At 59.6% G+C, this 18,541-nt stretch carries 19 protein-coding genes; 11 read left to right on the forward strand and 8 right to left on the reverse strand.

All coding sequences use genetic code 11. From position 1 onward, the window contains the following. From scpB to rluB, 3 genes are all read left to right on the forward strand, one after another. Window positions 1–987: an SMC-Scp complex subunit ScpB gene (gene scpB / locus ACA049_RS07925; RefSeq protein ID WP_497334476.1), complete on the forward strand. Its 987-nt coding sequence runs from the start codon at window positions 1–3 to the stop codon at window positions 985–987. A 145-nt stretch (window positions 988–1,132) separates the two neighbouring features. Beyond that, complete coding sequence (locus ACA049_RS07930) at window positions 1,133–1,324, forward strand: DUF1289 domain-containing protein (protein WP_109628541.1); 192 nt, start codon at window positions 1,133–1,135, stop codon at window positions 1,322–1,324. A gap of 169 nt (window positions 1,325–1,493) precedes the next feature. Further along, on the forward strand, window positions 1,494–2,786 hold the full coding sequence (gene rluB, locus ACA049_RS07935) for a 23S rRNA pseudouridine(2605) synthase RluB (protein ID WP_497334478.1): 1,293 nt from the start codon (window positions 1,494–1,496) through the stop codon (window positions 2,784–2,786). A 183-nt stretch (window positions 2,787–2,969) separates the two neighbouring features. Here rluB and ACA049_RS07940 read toward each other — a convergent pair whose 3' ends face one another. Then, entirely contained in the window at window positions 2,970–3,935 is a 966-nt protein-coding gene (locus ACA049_RS07940) for a M29 family metallopeptidase (RefSeq protein ID WP_497334480.1), read from the reverse strand. Window positions 3,936–4,004: 69 nt separating this feature from the next. Further along, window positions 4,005–4,142, reverse strand: a complete 138-nt coding sequence (locus ACA049_RS07945) for a hypothetical protein (RefSeq protein WP_010461921.1) — start codon at window positions 4,140–4,142, stop codon at window positions 4,005–4,007. 930 nt (window positions 4,143–5,072) lie between these two features. On the opposite strand from ACA049_RS07945, the gene ACA049_RS07950 reads away from it, so the two are divergent. Together ACA049_RS07950 and arfB are read left to right on the forward strand one after the other, a co-directional pair. Continuing rightward, entirely contained in the window at window positions 5,073–6,488 is a 1,416-nt protein-coding gene (locus tag ACA049_RS07950) for an amino acid permease (RefSeq protein WP_497334482.1), read from the forward strand. Between the two features lie 216 nt (window positions 6,489–6,704). Beyond that, window positions 6,705–7,118 carry an alternative ribosome rescue aminoacyl-tRNA hydrolase ArfB gene (arfB, locus tag ACA049_RS07955; protein WP_123409224.1) on the forward strand — a complete coding sequence of 138 codons (414 nt, stop codon included), beginning with the start codon at window positions 6,705–6,707 and terminating at the stop codon, window positions 7,116–7,118. On the opposite strand, the gene ACA049_RS07960 is transcribed toward arfB, so the two are convergent. The 6 genes from ACA049_RS07960 to phhA all read right to left on the reverse strand — a co-directional run bounded on the left by ACA049_RS07960 (window position 7,115) and on the right by phhA (window position 11,560). Continuing rightward, entirely contained in the window at window positions 7,115–8,329 is a 1,215-nt protein-coding gene (locus tag ACA049_RS07960; protein WP_497334484.1) for an MFS transporter, read from the reverse strand. The two genes, arfB and ACA049_RS07960, sit on opposite strands and share 4 nt — an antisense overlap. Before the next feature lie 101 nt (window positions 8,330–8,430). After that, complete coding sequence (locus ACA049_RS07965) at window positions 8,431–8,631, reverse strand: hypothetical protein (protein WP_497334486.1); 201 nt, start codon at window positions 8,629–8,631, stop codon at window positions 8,431–8,433. Window positions 8,632–8,708: 77 nt separating this feature from the next. Beyond that, window positions 8,709–8,840 (reverse strand): hypothetical protein, encoded by a 132-nt coding sequence (locus ACA049_RS07970; RefSeq protein ID WP_497334488.1) that lies wholly within the window; start codon window positions 8,838–8,840, stop codon window positions 8,709–8,711. A 277-nt stretch (window positions 8,841–9,117) separates the two neighbouring features. Beyond that, entirely contained in the window at window positions 9,118–10,311 is a 1,194-nt protein-coding gene (locus tag ACA049_RS07975) for an amino acid aminotransferase (protein ID WP_497334490.1), read from the reverse strand. After that, on the reverse strand, window positions 10,311–10,667 hold the full coding sequence (locus ACA049_RS07980) for a 4a-hydroxytetrahydrobiopterin dehydratase (RefSeq protein WP_008030478.1): 357 nt from the start codon (window positions 10,665–10,667) through the stop codon (window positions 10,311–10,313). Before ACA049_RS07980 ends, ACA049_RS07975 begins: the two co-directional genes overlap by 1 nt. A gap of 104 nt (window positions 10,668–10,771) precedes the next feature. Beyond that, window positions 10,772–11,560 carry a phenylalanine 4-monooxygenase gene (gene phhA / locus ACA049_RS07985; protein ID WP_497334492.1) on the reverse strand — a complete coding sequence of 263 codons (789 nt, stop codon included), beginning with the start codon at window positions 11,558–11,560 and terminating at the stop codon, window positions 10,772–10,774. 403 nt (window positions 11,561–11,963) lie between these two features. Between phhA and ACA049_RS07990 the strand changes: the two genes are divergently transcribed. The 6 genes from ACA049_RS07990 to flgJ all read left to right on the forward strand — a co-directional run bounded on the left by ACA049_RS07990 (window position 11,964) and on the right by flgJ (window position 18,528). Continuing rightward, window positions 11,964–13,526 (forward strand): sigma-54-dependent transcriptional regulator, encoded by a 1,563-nt coding sequence (locus ACA049_RS07990; protein ID WP_497334494.1) that lies wholly within the window; start codon window positions 11,964–11,966, stop codon window positions 13,524–13,526. 257 nt (window positions 13,527–13,783) lie between these two features. Further along, the gene (locus tag ACA049_RS07995) at window positions 13,784–14,524 is read left to right on the forward strand and encodes a flagellar basal body rod protein FlgF (protein WP_010457018.1); all 741 of its coding nucleotides are present in this window, start codon (window positions 13,784–13,786) and stop codon (window positions 14,522–14,524) included. A gap of 45 nt (window positions 14,525–14,569) precedes the next feature. After that, complete coding sequence (gene flgG, locus ACA049_RS08000; protein ID WP_219097700.1) at window positions 14,570–15,355, forward strand: flagellar basal-body rod protein FlgG; 786 nt, start codon at window positions 14,570–14,572, stop codon at window positions 15,353–15,355. A 51-nt stretch (window positions 15,356–15,406) separates the two neighbouring features. After that, window positions 15,407–16,102: a flagellar basal body L-ring protein FlgH gene (flgH, locus tag ACA049_RS08005; protein WP_497334496.1), complete on the forward strand. Its 696-nt coding sequence runs from the start codon at window positions 15,407–15,409 to the stop codon at window positions 16,100–16,102. 27 nt (window positions 16,103–16,129) lie between these two features. Next, window positions 16,130–17,218 (forward strand): flagellar basal body P-ring protein FlgI, encoded by a 1,089-nt coding sequence (locus ACA049_RS08010; RefSeq protein WP_438659492.1) that lies wholly within the window; start codon window positions 16,130–16,132, stop codon window positions 17,216–17,218. An 11-nt stretch (window positions 17,219–17,229) separates the two neighbouring features. Continuing rightward, window positions 17,230–18,528, forward strand: a complete 1,299-nt coding sequence (gene flgJ, locus ACA049_RS08015) for a flagellar assembly peptidoglycan hydrolase FlgJ (RefSeq protein ID WP_497334498.1) — start codon at window positions 17,230–17,232, stop codon at window positions 18,526–18,528. Window positions 18,529–18,541 lie beyond the last annotated feature (13 nt).

Genomic DNA, 18,541 nt, shown 5'->3' on the forward strand with positions numbered 1-18,541 from the left:
ATGAACCTGACTGAACCCCGCGAGCTGGCGCCACTGCTTGAAGCCTTTCTGTTGGCCTCGGGAAAACCGCAATCGCTTGAACGCCTTTTCGAACTCTTCGAAGAGGGCGAGCGGCCGGAGCCGCCGGTCTTCAAGAAAGCCCTGACGATTCTGGCCAAGTCCTGCGACGGTCGCGCCTTCGAGTTGAAGGAAGTGGCTTCCGGGTATCGCCTGCAGATCCGCGAAAAGTTCTCGCCGTGGGTGGGACGGCTGTGGGAAGAACGCCCGCAGCGTTATTCGCGCGCCATGCTCGAAACCATCGCTCTGATCGCTTACCGACAGCCGATCACCCGGGGCGAGATCGAAGACGTGCGGGGCGTGGCGGTCAACAGTCACATCGTCAAGACCCTGCTGGAACGCGAGTGGATCCGCATCGTCGGTTACCGCGACGTGCCCGGCAAACCGGCGATGTTCGCTACCACCAAGGCGTTTCTCGATCACTTCAACCTGAAGAACCTCGACGATTTGCCGCCGCTGGCCGAGTTGCGGGAGCTGGAGCCTGATCCGGTACTCGATTTCGACGACGCGCCAGTCCCGGCCAGCTTGCAGGAACTGGCGGATGCCAGCGCCGAGCCGGAAGAGCCCAAGGAGGAAACCAGTTTCCATACGTTGCTGTTGGAGCTGGACACCATGGAGGAAGGGCTCAAGACCGACTTTGACGACATTCTGCGCGATAGCGCGGTGACGGAGTCCGAAACGGTGCTGGAGCTGCCGGAGCCGGAAATCGAAGTTGAACATCAGGTCGAGCCCGAACCCGCAGTCGAAGACGAGCCGGAAGAGGAGCTTGAGGATGACGTGCTTGGCGTCGCCGAAGCGCGCGAAAAACTCCTGGCTGCCGTCGCCGCGCTCGAACAATCGAAACCCGAGCCCGAATTGAGCGACGAAGAAGCCGAAGCCCGGGCACTGGCCGAAGCCATCGAAGCCGAACGCCGCGAATTCGACGACTGACCCCAACCCTGAGAACAATAGAAATCCCTGTGGGAGCGGGCTTGCTCGCGAATGCGGTGGGTCAGGCAACAAAGATGTCGACTGACCCACCGCATTCGCGAGCAAGCCCGCTCCCACAGGGGGGTTGTGTTTTCTGGAGTATTTGATGAGCTCTACCAAAGACCCGTGCATCAGCGTCTGCAAATTCACCGACGACATCTGCCTCGGCTGCGGCCGCAGCAAGCGTGAGATCAAGGCCTGGAAGAAACTCGACAAGGCTGACAAGCGCACGGTGCTCGCGGAGTCGGCGCTCAGGTTGATCAAACTCGGCGGCGCCGTTCGGCGCAAAAGCAAATAAGCAGGCAATCATCAGCTAGTCTCTGATGCGCAAACGCTCCCATGAGCGTATGATTCGCGACCCTTCGGCGATCCCCTCGCCCAAGCTCTTCAAAAAAGTAACAGTTTTACATCGCTTCAGGACGCTCAATCATGGGCCGCCTGAACAGACCACACCGGGAGGTGCCCAGATGAGTATCAACGACCAGAAAGACGACCAGGAAATCGGCCCAGCAGGCGAAAAACTGCAGAAAGTCCTCGCCCGTATCGGCGTCGGCTCGCGCCGTGACGTGGAAGCCTGGATCAGCCACGGCCGCATCAAGGTCAACGGCAAAGACGCCACCCTCGGGCAGCGCGTCGACATGCACGACGCCATCACCATTGATGGCAAGGTGATCAAGCGCGAAGAAGCCGCCGAGTCGGTACGCCGCGTGATCATGTACAACAAGCCCGACGGCGAAATCTGCACCCGCCTTGATCCGGAAGGCCGTCCGACCGTTTTCGACAAGATGCCGAAACCAAAAGAAGGTCGCTGGATCAACATCGGTCGTCTGGACATCAACACCACCGGTCTGCTGATGTTCACCACCGACGGTGAGCTGGCCAACCGCCTGATGCACCCTTCCTACGAAATGGACCGTGAATACGCGGTGCGTGTGCGTGGTGAAGTCGATGACGAGATGATCGAGCGTCTGAAAGCAGGCGTCGTCCTCGAAGACGGCCCGGCCAAGTTCACCGACATCAAGCAAGCCCCAGGTGGCGAAGGCTTCAACCACTGGTATCACTGCGTTGTGATGGAAGGTCGCAACCGCGAAGTCCGTCGTCTGTGGGAATCCCAGGGCCTGGTGGTCAGCCGTCTGAAGCGCGTGCGTTTCGGTCCGGTGTTCCTCAACTCCGACCTGCCGATGGGCCGCTGGCGCGAAATGAGCCAGTACGAAGTCGACATTCTCAGTGCTGAAGTCGGCCTGACGCCTGTGGCCATGCCGCAGATGAACGCCAAGAGCAAAGACAAGCTCGACCGCATGCAGCGTAAATCGTCGCGTCCGATGGGCAAGACCGAGCGCGTGCGTTCGTTGCGTCCAGCCATCGGTAACCAGACCGCTGCCACGCCGCGTGACTCCCGTGAACCGCAAATCGAAGGCGAGCGTCCAGCCCGCAAACCAGCAGCGCCACGCGCTGATGGCGAGCGCGGTCCACGCACTCCGCGTCCGGCCAACGGTCGCACCGAGCGCGGCGAAGGCCGCGGTGCGCCAAGCGGCGGTCGTAGCGATCGTGGTGCTCCTCGTGGTGAGGCTCGTGGTGATTCGAGTCGCGGCACGCCAGTGGCAGACCGTCCTTCCGACACCAAGCGCCCGGCCAAGGCCCCGGCGAAGAAGCGTCCAGGCATCGTTCTGGTCGACAAGGACGCGCCATCGGGCAAACGCCGTGGTGCGCCAGCCGGTTCGGGCCAGCGTCCGGGCTTTGGTCGTCGCAAGCCTGAATAATCGGTAAGCGCCGCATAAAAAACGCCAACCTTCGGGTTGGCGTTTTTTTTTGGTCTGCCTTTCGCTATGTGGTAATTGTTCGGACGCCTTCGCGGGCAAGCCTCGCTCCTACAAAGGCGCCGCCGTACCTGTAGGAGCGAGGCTTGCCCGCGAAGGCGTCGGCAAAAACACTATCAATCTCGCTCAAAACACAAACCGCCCATCAAACACCGGCTCATCATCCAGCGCCAACACGCCGCTGGAGAAAATCAGGTCCAAATGATGGCTGCCCTTGGCCCCGCCACCCAACCCCAGATGCAGCCCGCAATGGCGCTCTTCAAACCCGGCATTTCGGGCATACAAACTCTTCACGCCTTCATTGGTGCCAATCCCCAACTCCTCAATGCGCCGGTTCGACGGATTGGCTTCCAAGTACTTGTTGAAGTCATGTTCCAGACCGGGCACATCCGTGGCGATCTTGCGGATGGTCGAGTTCTCGATCCACAACTCCAGCGGTGCCTCCAGCACCCCGTACTTGCGGGCGAACGGAATCGTACTGAGGAACGTCCCCATGAACTTCACCTGGCCATTAATCGATTCGCTGTGCGTCGCAATTTCACCGGGCGCCAGGTCAAAGTTGCCGACACCGTTGATATCGGTCCACTTCTTGATGCTATGCATCGGCGTTTCAAACCACGAGCCGTGATCATCTTTGAAACTTAACGTCGTCGCGTGAGACATGCGCTGGATCAAATGGCTGTTCAGCCCCGCTATACGCTGCGGAGTGACACTGAAAGTGTCGTAGAAGTAATCGCCGTAATCCTTGAACAGCAGCGACTTCTTCCAGTTCTCGGCCATCACACCTTGCAGCGCGCGGACAAATTCCGGGCCGTCGGGGCGAGGGTTGGGCAGGGTGGAAGAGTCGTAGAAGAAAATGTACAGATCGCTGTCGGCAATCGCCTGCGCCAGCCTCTCTGTCGGTTCGAGGTCCAGGCGCATGGCGCTGAAGCGGAATGGCTGGCTGTCTCCGGCCTGTTCGGCGATGGCGCCGGTCAGTGCCTCGTAATCAGCGGTGTGGCCGAGCAAGACCTTCGCCGGGTTGATGCCGGCAAGGGCAGGGTGGTGTTCGAGGTAGTAAAGGAAATGCGAAATGGCGCGTTGCTTATCCATGTAGTCCTCCCTGACAAACCGAGAAAAAGTGGCAGGCACAACCGGCCGGATCGTACCTGCCGGAGTGTCTTACAGCGGCCACATCGCCGTGCCGAACGGAACGACCGCATCGGCTTGCATCATTTCAACGGCGGCTTCATGGGTCGGTGCTTCAAACCAATCGTCCAGTTGCAGTTCAGTTTCCAAGTCTTTTTCAAGTGCTTGCATTGTGAATCTCCTAGATGACTTTTCGGTAAGTGCAGCGGCGTGTTTTTCAGTCATTGAACAACCCGCCAACTTGCCGGTTGATGCGTCTCGGCAAGTCGCTGAAAACCTAGTCCAGAGGTTTTTAAATTGCAAAAAAATAATCAAATTAGATTTAGTTGAACTTTTTATTCTGTTTTTTGGCGAGACCTTTATCGATAAAAAACAGAAAACTAACTCGACCTTTTCCTTAGGAAGCTTCCTACCGTCAATTTGCAGTCGTCCTACGGATTGATCTGATTTGGAAAATATGCGTTACAGCTTGTAAAGAAAAGCTGACGGATTCACTCCTCAAAGCCCTTGGATTGACGCTTGCGGAAGGGGTGTAAGGAAAACCTTCCGTAAACGGATCAGTCGCTGATCCTGCAAGGCTCTGGCCCGCTTGTTTCAGCGGCGCTGGAAGGGTGAGATGCCCTCCATGCCTGTCGTGCAGGTGCATAACAAGAAGGAGGCGCAATGAACGCCGTGACTCATTTCCACTTCTCCCCAAGGGGCGATTTTTCCGTCGCCCTTATCGAAGACCCGCAAAGGTCTGACCCTATTTTTGCAGCCGCCCGAGACCCTCGGGGCGGACACAGGCAATCCCGGCAAACGACGCGCTGATCCAGCGGTGTCTGGCAGCAGGGGGTTACAGGTGTACAATGCGCCGCGTTTTAACTGTGACCTCCTGCGCATCTGCGCAAACCTCAAGGCTATCCGCCTTGTTCACTCCGCCGCGCCACAAGCGTGTCGGGTTCGATTTCGTCACAGATAAAAACAAACAGGTGACGCATGACCGTTGTAAAAACGCTGAACTCCTTTTGCCTTCGCTGGGGTTTGATCGGCGCTGCTTGAAATCGCAACCGAGCAGCAACGTCTAACGAACATCATCAAACCTTGCGTGAGACCCTTTTCATGAGTGGACAAAACTCGCATTCAGGCGAGCTGAAACGCGGCCTGAAAAATCGCCATATTCAACTGATCGCCCTCGGTGGCGCGATCGGTACCGGGCTGTTCCTGGGCTCGGCCGGCGTACTGAAATCCGCCGGCCCGTCGATGATCCTCGGCTACGCCATCTGCGGCTTCATTGCGTTCATGATCATGCGCCAGCTCGGCGAAATGATCGTCGAAGAGCCGGTGGCCGGTTCCTTCAGTCACTTTGCGCACAAATACTGGGGCGGTTTCGCCGGTTTCCTGTCGGGCTGGAACTGCTGGATCCTGTACATTCTGGTGGGCATGTCGGAGCTGACCGCGGTCGGCAAATACATCCACTACTGGGCGCCGCACATCCCGACCTGGGTCTCGGCCGCCGGCTTCTTCGTGCTGATCAACCTGATCAACCTGGCCAACGTCAAAGTCTTCGGTGAAGCCGAGTTCTGGTTCGCGATCATCAAGGTCGTGGCGATTGTCGGCATGATCGCGCTCGGCAGTTACCTGCTGGTCAGCGGCCATGGCGGCCCGCAAGCTTCGGTGACCAACCTGTGGGCCCACGGCGGCTTTTTCCCCAACGGTGTCAGTGGTCTGGTGATGGCCATGGCGATCATCATGTTTTCCTTCGGTGGCCTGGAAATGCTCGGTTTCACCGCAGCCGAAGCCGACAAGCCGAAAACCGTGATCCCGAAAGCCATCAACCAGGTGATCTACCGGATCCTGATTTTCTACATCGGCGCACTGGTCATTTTGCTGTCGCTGACGCCATGGGACGCCCTGTTGGCGACCCTGAACGCGTCGGGTGATTCCTACAGCGGCAGCCCGTTCGTGCAAGTGTTCTCGATGCTTGGCAGCGACACCGCCGCGCACATCCTCAACTTCGTGGTCCTGACTGCGGCGCTGTCGGTGTACAACAGCGGCACCTACTGCAACAGCCGTATGCTGCTGGGCATGGCCGAGCAGGGCGATGCGCCGAAAGCCCTGGCGAAGATCGACAAGCGCGGCGTGCCGGTGCGCTCGATCCTCGCGTCGGCGGCGGTGACGTTGATCGCGGTGTTGCTGAACTACCTGATCCCGCAAAACGCGCTGGAACTGTTGATGTCGCTGGTGGTTGCCACCCTCGTGATCAACTGGGCGATGATCAGCTTCTCGCACTTCAAGTTCCGCCAGCACATGGACAAGACCCAACAGACGCCGCTGTTCAAGGCCCTGTGGTACCCGTACGGGAACTTCATCTGCCTGGCGTTCGTGGTGTTCATCCTCGGCGTGATGCTGCTGATTCCGGGCATCCAGATCTCGGTGTATGCGATTCCGGTGTGGGTTGCATTCATGTGGGTTTGCTACGGCATCAAGAACAAGCGCAGTGCTCAGCAGGCGTTGCACGCGGCAAGCGCGAAGTAAGCGCAGTCTGCAGAAACAACAAACCCGGCCAATGTGCCGGGTTTTTTGTGCGCGCCGCAAAACTCTGTAGGAGCGAGGCTTGCCCGCGAAGCAGACTCCGCGGTTCATCGCAAACCGCGTAATCGTTCTTCGCGGGCAAGCCTCGCTCCTACAGGGGCCGCATTTTTTCAGTTCATTCAAGGTATCCTGCGCGTTCTAAATACGGACGCTTTTTCCATGCTGGTGATTTCCAACAACGTGCATCTGCCGGATGCCGAGATCGAATTGACGGCCATTCGCGCGCAAGGCGCAGGTGGGCAGAACGTCAACAAGGTCTCCAGCGCCATGCACTTGCGCTTCGACATTCCGGCTTCGTCCTTGCCCGAGTTCTACAAGGAGCGGCTGCTGGCGCTGCGTGACAGTCGCATCACCAGCGAAGGGGTGTTGATCATCAAGGCCCAGCAATACCGCACGCAGGAAGCCAATCGAGCGGATGCGCTGGAGCGGCTGGTCGAGTTGATTCTCAGCGCGACCAAGGTCGAGAAGAAACGCCGTCCGACCAAGCCGACCCTGGGTTCGAAGAAGCGTCGGCTGGAGTCCAAGACCAAGCGTGGCAGCATCAAGGCTGGACGCGGCAAGATCGATTTCTAGCGGGCGCCGCGTTCTTCGCGGTACTTTTCATTTAGGTGCCTGGGCGCCTGCCGGTACAGATAAACGCTCAGCGCCAAACCGCTCAATGCAGCGATAGCGGCGAACAGGAAAATCGAGGCAAAACCAAACCCGGCGGCAATCGCACCAGCCAGCGGCCCGGTAATCCCCAGCGACAAATCGATGAACAGCGAATAAGCCCCGACCGCCGCGCCACGACTGGAAGCCGGCACCAGGTTGACCGCTTCCACGCCCAACGCCGGAAACACCAGCGAAAACCCGAACCCGCTCAGCGCTGCGCCGGCCAGTGCCCAATGTGCATCCGGCGCCAGCCACAGCAATAACAGCCCCAGGGTTTCCACCGACAGGCAGGCAATCGCCACGCGAAAGCCGCCGAGGCGGTTGATCAGGTTGCCGAACAGCAGCCGCGCGCCGATGAAGCTGGCGCCGAACAAACTCAGGCACAGCACCGCGTTGTCCCAGTGTTGCGTGGCGTAATACAGGGTGATGAAGGTGGCGATGGTGCCGAAGCCGATCGAGCCCAAGGCCAGGCCGCAACCATGGGGCAGCACCCGTCCCAGCACATGCATGAACGGCAGCCGTTCACCGACCACAATCGGTGCGGCGGTTTTCGGCCAGGCCAGCGCCAGGCCGAGGACGGCCAGCAGCACGATGCTCACACCCATGCTCCACAAACCCAATTGGCTGACCAGCAACACGCCCAGCGGCGCGCCAACGGCTAATGCACCGTAACTGGCGATGCCGTTCCAGGAAATGACCTTCGCGGTGTTCGCCGCACCGACCCGGCCAATCCCCCAGCCAATCGAACCGGAGCCGACCAGGCTTTCCGCGCTGCCAAGCACCAGTCGGCCAATCAACAGACTGATCAGGCTCAGCATCGGCAGGCTCTGGGTCCAGGCCGAAATCAGCATGAACACGCCGCTCAAACCGCAGCCGGCGAGGCCATACATCACCGCCAGTTTGCTGCCCTTGTTGTCGATGATTTTCCCGGCGTACGGCCGGCTGAGCAGGGTGGCCAGGTATTGCACGCTGATCACCAGCCCGGCGATCACGGCGCCAAAGCCGAGGTCGCTGTGGACGTAGCCGGGCAATACGGCGAGGGGAATGCCGATGTTCAAGTAGCCGATGAAGGTAAAGAGAACGATGGAAACGACTTGCAGCGTGACCGCCAGGGGGCGCTGGTTTTCAGACATGGGTAAAGGTCCACGGGAAAGCAGGATAGATAGGCTGCTTATGATAGCGGCGCGAACGGCCGTGGGTCGTGGAAAAGTAAAACTATTTGCCGGGCGGGGGGTTATTCAGGTTTTTGCGGGGCAACCAGTTGCGTCGTGACCAGGGCGGCCAGGGCGTTTTCTTCGGTGCCGAAGCGGGCGAGCAACGCGGCTTGTTTCTCGGGAGAGAGGCGATTCCAGATCTCGATCATCTTCTCGGCGGTGCCGATCAGGACGCTGGCCTGCAGCTCTTCATCAATAGGAGGCGTGAAGTCGTCGGTCATGGTGGGCAGCTCAAGGGTTCAGGCGGTGTGGAAAGCGCATGTTAGCGCTTTCCACACGGTCTGGCATTGCAGGTGTTTCAGTCTTCGCTGTCAGCCTGGCGGCGTTCAGTGGCTTCTTTCGGCTGGGGCTGTTGGGCTCCGGCTTGTTGCGTGGTTGTCTGCTCAGTTTCGTGCAGGCTTGGGAAGGGGAGATTAGGGATCTCGTGCATGTTTCGCGCTCCTCGCAAAGTCTGTTGATAGATCTGGTAGATCCGCGCTTTTAAAAAGCTTGGGCAGGATACAGCAGGAGAAATGACAAATAGACTTTTATATCCATTTGTTTCGACGGATGGAGTTGTCTAGACAGGTCTGGAAGAGGGCAACACAAAGCAAATGTGGGAGCGGGCTTGCTCGCGAAAGCGGAGTGTCAGGCGAAAAAGATATCGACTGACACTCCGTCTTCGCGAGCAAGCCCGCTCCCACAAAGGAAATGTGCAGGGCTTGAGGTTATTTGCAGACTTCGGCAATCGCCTCGGCCAGCAGATCCAGGCGCGTTGCATCGATCCCGGCGACATTCGCCCGGCCGGTGCCGACCATGTAGACGCTGTGGTGATCGCGCAGTTGTTTAACCTGCTCCGGCGACAAACCGGTGTAAGAAAACATCCCGCGTTGCACACCAATGTGCGCAAAACGTTCACGCAGACCATGGGGTTCGAGTGCTTCCACCAGGCCGCTGCGCAGTTGAGCGATGCGCAAACGCATGGCTTCTACCTCGTCGGCCCAGAGGCTTTTCAGCTCCGGATCACCCAGAATCGTCGCCACTACGGCAGCGCCGTGATCCGGTGGCGTCGACCACAGGTTACGGGCGATGTTCGCCAGTTGACTGCGGATATCCACCAGCTTCTCAGCGGTTTTCGCACAGACAATCAGCGCGCCGGTGCGATCGCGGTACAAACCGAAATTCTTCGAGCAGGAACTGGTGATCAGCACTTCCGGCAACTCGGCAGCGAACAGCCGTGTCGACCAGGCATCCTGTTCCAGGCCATCGCCGAAGCCCTGATAGGCGAAGTCGATCAGCGGCACCAGGTCGCGACTGCGCACCACGTCCAGCACTCGGCGCCAATCGTCATGGGACAGATCGAAACCGGTCGGGTTATGGCAGCAGGCGTGCAACAAAACCACATCGCCCTTCGGCGCTTCCTTGAGGACGGCGAGCATGGCTTCGACATCGAGGCGGTTATCGCTGCCGACGTAGGGGTAATGACTGACCTTGACCCCGGCCGCCGCGAAAATGCTTTCGTGGATAGGCCAGGTCGGGTTGCTCAGCCACACGCCACGGCCCGGCAGGCAATGGGCGATGAAATCCGCGCTCAGGCGCAACGCGCCGGTGCCGCCCGGGGTCTGGGTCGCGCCGGCCCGTTGTTCGGCGATCAGCGGGGAGTCGGCGCCGAGCACCAGCTCACTGATCGCCTTGCCGAACGCCGGTTCGCCGTGACCACCGATGTAGGTCTTGGTGGTCTGGCGGTCCACCAGGCGCTGCTCGGCGAGCTTCACGGACTGGGGAATCGGCGTCAGGCCCTGGGCATCTTTATAGACGCCCACGCCAAGGTCGAATTTGCGCGGGTTCGGGTCCTGCGCGTAGGCCTCCATCAGGCCGAGAATCGGGTCGCCGGGAACTCGACCTATGGCGTCGAAATGCATTATTTGCGGCCCTCGGCGTCCTTGGCCACTTCGTCAGTGCGGGCGGCCATGATGAAATCGTTGCGGTGCAGACCCTTGATGGAGTGGCTCCACCAGGTCACGGTGACTTTGCCCCACTCGGTCAGCAGGCCTGGGTGGTGACCTTCGGCCTCGGAGATTTCGCCGACCGCGTTGGTGAATGCCAGCGCGTGCTTGAAATTCTTGAACAGGAATACTTTTTCCAGCTGCATCACGCTGTCGCGTACTTCGATGTTCCAGTCCGGGATCTGCTTGATCAGGACCGGCAGTTCTTCGTCGCTGACCTGAGGAGCATCGGCGCGGCAGGCTTCGCAATGGGCTTGGTTCAATGTGGACATGATGGATTCCTGAAATCGAATTATTGGAAATCGGCCGTCAGTTTCACCACGCTAAACCAAAGCGTCGGTTCCTGACAGGCTCACTTGATTCTAAAAGCTGCGGATCACGCCGCTTTTTTTGGCGGAAATTTAGGCGCGTGCAAACCCAGCTGCATGCCTTGCTTGACCATGGCCATGATGTCTTCATGGGCCACATCAAACAGACGCTTGAGGTTCGGCAGGACAAAGTACAGCGGTTGCAGGATGTCGATGCGGTACGGCGTACGCATGCATTCCAGCGGATCGAACGTCTGATGCTCAGGTTCGTCCGACAGGCAGTAAACGGTTTCTTTCGGCGAGGAGAGAATGCCGCCGCCGTAGATGCGCAGGCCTTCTGGCGTATCGACCAGGCCAAACTCGATGGTCATCCAGTACAGACGCGCGAGGTACACGCGCTCTTCCTTGGTGGCCTGTAGGCCGAGTTTGCCGTAGGTGTGGGTAAATTCCGCGAACCAGGGGTTGGTCAGCAGCGGGCAGTGGCCAAAGATCTCGTGGAAAATGTCCGGTTCTTGCAGGTAATCCAGCTCTTCGCGGGTACGAATAAACGTCGCCACCGGAAACTGCTTGTTGGCCAGCAATTCGAAAAAGGTCTGGAAGGGGATCAGCGCCGGGACGCGGGCAACTTGCCAGCCGGTGGTTTCACCGAGGATTTTGTTGATCTCGCCGAGTTGAGGAATGCGGTCGTGGGGCAGACCGAGTTTTTCGATACCGTCCAGGTATTCCTGGCACGCACGCCCCTCGATCACTTTCAGTTGACGAGTAATCAGCGTGTTCCACACCGCGTGTTCTTCAGCGGGGTAGTCGATAAAACCTTGCGCATCGGGCTCGCGAGCCACGTATTGCGTCTGCTTCATGCTGCTCTCCTGCTAGGGGATTCGTTCTTGTTATGTGCTGCTATGGACTTAGAAATACCCCAAGGCGTTCGGTGTTGCAGCAGGTGATCGCTGGCATGCGTAGGAAAAATCGCCGTTTTTCGTAAAGTATTCGTTACGGTTTGGCGCCTATGGCGCAGCTATTGATATTTCCGGGTTTGAAACGGCGCACAGGTGTCACATAATCTTGACGACTATCTGCGTGCCTCGGCAGATAATTAGAGCCGAGGCACTGCACGAAACCCTGTGGGAGCGGGCTTGCTCGCGAAAGTGTCAGCACATCCGACACTGATGTAACAGAAAGACCGCTTTCGCGAGCAAGCCCGCTCCCACAGGTTATGCGTCCAGCATCAAAAACTCATTTATCGTTTATCAGGCCTTTTATATGCGTATCAAAGTCCACTGCCAGAACCGCATCGGCATCCTGCGCGACATTCTCAACTTGCTGGTCGAGTACGGGATCAACGTTGCTCGCGGCGAGGTCGGCGGTGAGCATGGCAACGCGATCTACCTGCACTGTCCGAACCTGATCAACATTCAGTTCCAGGCATTGCGTCCGAAATTCGAGTCGATTGCCGGGGTGTTTGGCGTCAAGCGCGTAGGGCTGATGCCCAGCGAGCGTCGGCACATGGAACTCAATGCCTTGCTCGGCGCATTGGAATTTCCGGTGCTGTCGATCGACATGGGCGGCTCCATCGTTGCAGCCAACCGTGCGGCGGCGCAATTGCTCGGTGTGCGAGTGGATGAGGTGCCGGGCATTCCGCTGTCGCGGTACGCCGAGGATTTCGACTTGCCGGAACTGGTGCGCGCCAACAAGTCGCGGATCAACGGGCTGCGGGTCAAGGTCAAGGGCGACGTGTTTCTCGCCGACATCGCGCCGCTGCAATCGGAGCATGACGACAGCGAAGCCATGGCGGGCGCGGTGTTGACGTTGCACCGGGCTGATCGGGTCGGTGAGCGCATCTATAACGTGCGCAAGCAGGAGTTGCGCGGGTTCGACAGTATCTTTCAGAGCTCGAAGGTCATGGCGGCGGTGGTGCGCGAAGCAAGGCGTATGGCGCCGCTGGATGCGCCGCTCTTGATAGAAGGCGAAACCGGCACTGGTAAGGAATTGTTGGCGCGTGCCTGTCACCTGGCGAGTCCGCGCGGCCAGTCGCCGTTGATGGCGCTCAACTGCGCCGGCCTGCCGGAATCGATGGCTGAGACCGAGTTATTCGGTTACGGCCCCGGCGCTTTCGAAGGGGCGCGGGCCGAAGGCAAGCTCGGCCTGTTGGAGCTGACGGCGGGCGGTACGCTGTTTCTCGATGGCGTCGGGGAAATGAGCCCGCGCTTGCAGGTGAAATTGCTGCGTTTCCTGCAGGACGGATGCTTTCGTCGTGTCGGCAGTGATGAAGAGGTTTATCTGGATGTGCGGGTGATCTGCGCGACGCAGGTGGACTTGTCCGAGTTGTGCGCGCGCGGTGAGTTTCGCCAGGATCTTTATCACCGCTTGAACGTGCTGTCGCTGCACATCCCGCCGCTGCGTGAATGCCTCGACGGTTTGACGCCGCTGGTGGAGCACTTCCTTGATCAGGCCAGTCGGCAGATCGGTTGCCCGCTGCCGAAACTGGCACCGGCGGCGATGGAGCGGTTGAGTCATTACCATTGGCCAGGCAATGTCCGGCAGTTGGAGAACGTGCTGTTCCAGGCCGTCTCGTTGTGCGAAGGCGGGACGGTGAAGGCCGAGCACATTCGCTTGCCGGATTACGGCGTGCGTCAGCCGCTTGGCGATTTCTCCCTCGAGGGCGGGCTGGATGCGATTGTCGGGCGGTTTGAGAAGGCGGTGCTGGAGCGCTTGTATTCCGAGCACCCGAGTAGTCGGCAGCTGGGCAAGCGGTTGGGGGTTTCGCATACGACCATTGCCAACAAGTTGCGCGAGTATGAAGTGGGCAAGGACAACGGCATTTAAGATCAAAAGATCGCAGCCTCGTTGCACTCGACAGCTCCTACAGTGCAACGAGGCTGCGATCTTTTGACCTGTTGCCGCGAAGCGGCATAACACCGCCGGTTTTTCGTCTCCGATACATTCCCCCCAATCCCTGCAAAACCCCTCAAGTCCTTTGTTTGCCGGGCCTCGCGCCGTCAAAAGAAAGTTGGTCTGCAAATTGCTTATCGCTCATCAGTACAGCGGTGGGCGGCAAACGTCCGGCATGCAGAGGAAAGAGTGTGGACAAGTACCTTTATGTGGCAATGACCGGCGCCAGCCAGAATGCACTGGCGCAGAAGGCTCATGCCAACAACCTGGCAAACATTTCCACCAACGGTTTTCAGAAGGACCTGGAACAGGCCCGTTCGATGCCAGTGTTTGGTGACAGCTTTCCGGCGCGTGCGTTTGCCATGACCGAGCGTCCGGCCACCGACTTCTCTCCAGGTTCGCTGGTTGAAACCGGTCGCGACCTCGACGTTGCCGTGCAAGGCAATGGCTGGATCGCCGTGCAGACCCCCGATGGCGCTGAAAGCTACGTGCGCACCGGCAGCCTCAACGTGGACGCCCTTGGCGTGCTGCGGGCCGGCAACGGTATGCCGGTGATGGGCAATGGCGGACCGATTGCCGTGCCGCCCGAGCAGCAGATCGAAGTTGGCGAAGACGGCACCATCAGCATCCGTGCCATGGGCGAAGGCCCGCGCGTGATGGCTGAAGTCGACCGCATCAAACTGGTCAACCCTGACCTGAAGAACATGACCAAGGGCCTGGACGGTTCGATCCACACCAAAGACGGCAAGCCGGCGCAAGCCGATGCGGGCGTCAAACTGGTGTCCGGGTTCCTTGAGTCGAGCAACGTCAACGCCGTGGAAGAGATGACCTCGGTGCTGGCCTTGTCGAAGCAGTTCGAGCTGCACATCAAGATGATGAACACCGCCAAAGACGATGACCAGGCCATGGCTCGGGTCTTGCAGATCAGCTAATTATCAGAACGTCGCGCCGTAAAACAGGCGCACGAGGAGAATCGAATGCTTCCGGCTCTATGGGTTGCCAAAACAGGTCTGTCCGCCCAAGACACCAACCTGACGACCATTTCCAACAACCTGGCCAACGTGTCGACCACGGGTTTCAAACGTGACCGCGCCGAGTTCCAGGACTTGCTCTATCAGATCAAACGCCAGCCAGGCGCCCAGTCGACCCAGGACAGCGAACTGCCGTCGGGTCTGCAAGTGGGTACCGGTGTGCGCATCGTCGGCACCCAGAAAAACTTCACCGCCGGCAGTCTGCAAACCACCGAGCAGCCACTTGACCTGGCGGTCGACGGTCGCGGTTTCTTCCAGATCCTGCAGCCGGACGGCACCACGTCCTACACCCGTGACGGCACGTTCCACCTCGACTCCAATGGCCAGATCGTCAATGCCAGCGGCTTCGCCCTGGAACCGGCCATTGTCATTCCGAACGACGCGCAGACCTTTACGGTCGGTCGCGACGGCACTGTGTCCATCACCGTTCCGGGTAACCCGGCCAACCAGGTGATCGGCAACCTGCAAACCGCCGACTTCATCAACCCGGCCGGCCTGCAAGCCGTGGGTAACAACCTGTTCCTGGAAACCGCTGCCAGCGGCGCGCCGCAAATCGGCACCCCGGGCCTCAACGGTTTCGGTACCACGCTGCAGAACACCCTGGAAACATCCAACGTCAGCACCGTTGAAGAGATGGTCAACATGATCACCACTCAGCGCGCCTACGAGATGAACTCCAAGGTGATCTCCACCGCCGACCAGATGCTCTCGTTCGTAACGCAGAATCTGTAATCAGTCTATGAGGCGACCATGAGGTCGCCTGCAACACCGTGAGGTAGGGTCATGAATCGCTTTGTATCTGTTCTGGCACTGAGTGGGGTCGTCGTGCTCGCGGGCTGCGTCGCTCCGCCGCCCAAGCCCAATGACCCTTACTACGCCCCGGTGTTGCCGCGCACGCCGCTGCCGGCTGCCGCCAATAACGGCTCGATCTACCAGGCCGGTTTCGAACAGAACTTGTACAGCGACCGCAAGGCGTTCCGGGTTGGTGACATCATCACCATCACCCTGAACGAGCGGACCCAGGCCAGCAAGAATGCCAACTCGCAAATCGGCAAGAACAGCAAGACCGACATCGGTTTGAGCTCGTTCTTCGGCGGCGGCTTGAGCACCAACGATCCGATCGGCAGTGGTGATCTGAGCCTGGATGTCGGCTACAGCGGCGACCGTGCGACCAAGGGTGACAGCAAGTCCGGGCAGAGCAACAGCCTGACCGGCTCGATCACCGTGACCGTTGCTGATGTGCTGCCCAACGGCATCATCGCCGTGCGTGGCGAGAAGTGGCTGACCCTCAACACCGGTGATGAGCTGGTGCGGATTGCCGGCATGGTGCGCGCTGATGACATCGCCACCGACAACACCGTGTCGTCGACTCGTGTCGCCGATGCACGCATCACCTACTCGGGCACCGGTGCGTTTGCCGATGCGAGTCAGCCAGGCTGGTTCGACCGTTTCTTCCTCAGCCCGCTGTTCCCTTTCTAGGTGGCTACGTTGAATTTCAAGCATTTGATGGTGGCCGCCCTGATGCTCTCGGCTGCGTTCAACGCGCAAGCCGAGCGGCTGAAGGACATCGCCAGTATTTCCGGCGTGCGTTCCAACCAATTGATCGGCTACGGCCTGGTGGTCGGGCTTAACGGCACGGGCGACCAGACGACGCAAACCCCGTTCACCCTGCAGACCTTCAACAACATGCTCTCGCAGTTCGGCATCAAGGTGCCGCCGGGTTCGGGCAACGTGCAGCTGAAGAACGTCGCCGCCGTGTCGATCAGTGCTGATCTGCCGGCGTTCGCCAAGCCGGGTCAACAGGTCGACATCACCGTATCGTCCATCGGTAACTCCAAGAGCCTGCGTGGCGGCACCTTGCTGCTGACGCCACTCAAGGGTATCGACGGCAACGTCTACGCGATCGCCCAGGGCAACCTGGTCGTCGGCGGTTTTGATGCGGAAGGTCGCGACGGTTCGAAGATCACCGTCAACGTTCCGTCGGCCGGTCGTATTCCGGGCGGTGCTTCGGTGGAGCGTTCGGTGCCGAGCGGTTTCAACCAGGGCAACAGCCTGACCCTGAACCTCAACCGTTCGGACTTCACCACCGCCAAGCGCATCGTCGACAAGATCAACGACATGCTCGGCCCTGGCGTGGCTCAAGCCATCGACGGCGGTTCGATCCGTGTCAGCGCGCCGCTCGATCCAAGTCAGCGCGTCGACTATCTGTCGATCCTCGAGAACCTTGAAGTCGACCCGGGTCAGGCGGTGGCGAAAGTCATCATCAACTCGCGCACCGGCACCATCGTGATCGGCCAGAACGTCAAGGTTTCGCCGGCCGCCGTGACTCACGGCAGCCTGACGGTGACCATCACCGAAGACCCGATCGTCAGCCAGCCCGGCCCTCTGTCCAATGGCCAGACCGCCGTCGTGCCGCGCTCGCGGGTCAACGCTCAGCAAGAAGCCAAGCCGATGTTCAAGTTCGGCCCGGGCACCACCCTCGACGAAATCGTGCGGGCGGTGAACCAGGTCGGCGCAGCACCGGGTGACTTGATGGCGATCCTTGAAGCACTCAAACAGGCCGGCGCGTTGCAAGCCGACCTGATCGTGATCTGAGGACAGCGACCATGGATATGCGCAAGGGCGGCCTGGGTGTCAGCAGCAACGATTCGGGTTCCTATTCGGACTTGAATCGTTTGAACCAGCTCAAGGTCGGCGACAAGGACAGTGACGCGAACATGCGCAAGGTTGCGCAGGAATTCGAGTCACTGTTCCTCGGTGAAATGCTCAAGTCGATGCGCTCGGCCACCGAAGCGCTGGGCAAGGACAACCCGCTCAACACTCCGGCCGCCAAGCAATACCAGGAAATGTACGACCAGCAGTTGGCCGTTTCCATGTCCCGCGAGGGCGGCGGTATTGGTCTGGCGGACGTGCTGATGCGCCAGATGTCGAAGAACAAACCGCTGGCGCCGGGTGAGGCTGCGGCCTTGTCTGCCGCCAAGCAGGAAGCGGCGAAAGCCGCGGTGCCAACGCCAGTTGCCGCAGGCACCGTGGCCACCGACGGTCCGCTGTCACGGCTCAATGGCCAGCGTCCGTTGTGGGCCTCGCGTTCGGTAAAAGCGCCGACAGGCGAGGGCACCCATCGCAATGACATGGAGCTGATCAATCAGCGCCGTCTGGCCTTGCCGCCGAAACTGGCTGATCGCTTGCTCGCCGGTCTGGTGCCTTCGGCCACGACGACCGCGGCGACAACTGCGAACAAAACCTTGCTGCCTGAACGCGCCGCGACGCCGGTAGTGACCGGTGCCGGGCCGCTGTTCAATGGCGACTGGCTGCCTTCGCCAACTGATAACAAATCGAGCGGACGCTTGCAGGTTTACGGCCGTGCGATGGCGCAGATTCCACTGGCGCCGCCGAAGAAAGCCTTCAGCTCCGCCGACGAATTCGTCAACACCATGCTTCCGATGGCCAAGGAAGCCGCCGACCGGATCGGCGTCGATCCGCGTTACCTGGTGGCCCAGGCGGCCCTGGAAACCGGTTGGGGCAAATCGGTCATGCGCGCCCAGGATGGCAGCAGCAGCCACAACCTGTTCGGCATCAAGGCCAGCAGCAGTTGGAAGGGTGAATCGGCGCGCGCGATCACCAGCGAATTCAGGAACGGCGAGATGGTCAAGGAGACGGCGGAGTTCCGTTCCTACGACTCGTACAAAGACAGCTTCCATGACCTGGTGACTTTGCTGCAATCCAATAATCGCTATCAAGATGTTCTGAAGTCTGCCGATAACCCAGAACAGTTTGTACGCGAGCTGCAGAAAGCCGGTTATGCAACTGACCCGGCCTACGCAAGCAAGATTTCGCAGATAGCCAAGCAGATGACGAGTTACCAAAACTACGCTGCGGCGGGCGCTTCCACTACGCCTCTATAGGCACAAGGCATAA

Source organism: Pseudomonas sp. LBUM1662, from assembly GCF_059695915.1.

What these genes read in the sequence shown, in the direction of transcription:
- scpB (WP_497334476.1), top strand. Translation starts at nt 1, where the DNA reads ATGAACCTGACTGAACCCCGCGAGCTGGCGCCACTGCTTGAAGCCTTT.
- ACA049_RS07930 (WP_109628541.1), top strand. Translation starts at nt 1,133, where the DNA reads ATGAGCTCTACCAAAGACCCGTGCATCAGCGTCTGCAAATTCACCGAC.
- rluB (WP_497334478.1), top strand. Translation starts at nt 1,494, where the DNA reads ATGAGTATCAACGACCAGAAAGACGACCAGGAAATCGGCCCAGCAGGC.
- ACA049_RS07940 (WP_497334480.1), bottom strand. Translation starts at nt 3,935, where the DNA reads ATGGATAAGCAACGCGCCATTTCGCATTTCCTTTACTACCTCGAACAC.
- ACA049_RS07945 (WP_010461921.1), bottom strand. Translation starts at nt 4,142, where the DNA reads ATGCAAGCACTTGAAAAAGACTTGGAAACTGAACTGCAACTGGACGAT.
- ACA049_RS07950 (WP_497334482.1), top strand. Translation starts at nt 5,073, where the DNA reads ATGAGTGGACAAAACTCGCATTCAGGCGAGCTGAAACGCGGCCTGAAA.
- arfB (WP_123409224.1), top strand. Translation starts at nt 6,705, where the DNA reads ATGCTGGTGATTTCCAACAACGTGCATCTGCCGGATGCCGAGATCGAA.
- ACA049_RS07960 (WP_497334484.1), bottom strand. Translation starts at nt 8,329, where the DNA reads ATGTCTGAAAACCAGCGCCCCCTGGCGGTCACGCTGCAAGTCGTTTCC.
- ACA049_RS07965 (WP_497334486.1), bottom strand. Translation starts at nt 8,631, where the DNA reads ATGACCGACGACTTCACGCCTCCTATTGATGAAGAGCTGCAGGCCAGC.
- ACA049_RS07970 (WP_497334488.1), bottom strand. Translation starts at nt 8,840, where the DNA reads ATGCACGAGATCCCTAATCTCCCCTTCCCAAGCCTGCACGAAACTGAG.
- ACA049_RS07975 (WP_497334490.1), bottom strand. Translation starts at nt 10,311, where the DNA reads ATGCATTTCGACGCCATAGGTCGAGTTCCCGGCGACCCGATTCTCGGC.
- ACA049_RS07980 (WP_008030478.1), bottom strand. Translation starts at nt 10,667, where the DNA reads ATGTCCACATTGAACCAAGCCCATTGCGAAGCCTGCCGCGCCGATGCT.
- phhA (WP_497334492.1), bottom strand. Translation starts at nt 11,560, where the DNA reads ATGAAGCAGACGCAATACGTGGCTCGCGAGCCCGATGCGCAAGGTTTT.
- ACA049_RS07990 (WP_497334494.1), top strand. Translation starts at nt 11,964, where the DNA reads ATGCGTATCAAAGTCCACTGCCAGAACCGCATCGGCATCCTGCGCGAC.
- flgG (WP_219097700.1), top strand. Translation starts at nt 14,570, where the DNA reads ATGCTTCCGGCTCTATGGGTTGCCAAAACAGGTCTGTCCGCCCAAGAC.
- flgH (WP_497334496.1), top strand. Translation starts at nt 15,407, where the DNA reads ATGAATCGCTTTGTATCTGTTCTGGCACTGAGTGGGGTCGTCGTGCTC.
- ACA049_RS08010 (WP_438659492.1), top strand. Translation starts at nt 16,130, where the DNA reads ATGGTGGCCGCCCTGATGCTCTCGGCTGCGTTCAACGCGCAAGCCGAG.
- flgJ (WP_497334498.1), top strand. Translation starts at nt 17,230, where the DNA reads ATGGATATGCGCAAGGGCGGCCTGGGTGTCAGCAGCAACGATTCGGGT.